This is a genomic window from Vogesella mureinivorans (genome assembly GCF_007644035.1).
In the GTDB taxonomy this organism is placed as follows: Bacteria; Pseudomonadota; Gammaproteobacteria; order Burkholderiales; family Chromobacteriaceae; genus Vogesella; species Vogesella mureinivorans.
Genome location: NZ_VMTV02000999.1, coordinates 1 through 453 on the forward strand (window position 1 = coordinate 1; position 453 = coordinate 453).

At 68.9% G+C, this 453-nt stretch carries 1 protein-coding gene; it reads left to right on the forward strand.

Annotated elements, in window-relative coordinates; genetic code table 11:
* A partial coding sequence (locus FLQ44_RS21885; RefSeq protein WP_147696051.1) for a diguanylate cyclase domain-containing protein occupies nucleotides 1–453 on the forward strand: 453 nt, incomplete at both ends.

Here is a 453-nt window from a genome sequence, read left to right on the forward strand (position 1 = left end):
TGATCGGCTACAGCCGCGGCCAGCTGCTGGACGCGAGCTACTGGGACATCACCCCGCGCGACTACGCCGAGGACGAGGCGGCGCAGCTGCGCAGCCTGATGCAGACCGGCGCCTACGGGCCCTACGAGAAGGAATTCATCCACGCCAGCGGACGCCGCCTGCCGGTCCTGCTGTCGGGTATCCGCATCACCCAGCCGGATGGCTCCGAGCAGATCTGGTCGGTGATCCAGGATCTCTCCGAACGCCGCCAGTTCGAGCAGCAGCTGCAGCGCGCGGCGCTGACCGATGAGCTCACCGGCCTGCCCAACCGCAGCCTGCTGCTGCAGCGCCTGGCCCATGTGCTGCGCGAGATCCGTGCCGGCGGCCTCGCGGGTGCGGCCCTGCTCTTCGTCGACTTCGACCGCTTCAAGCAGATCAACGACAGCTTCGGCCACGATGCCGGCGACGAGCTGC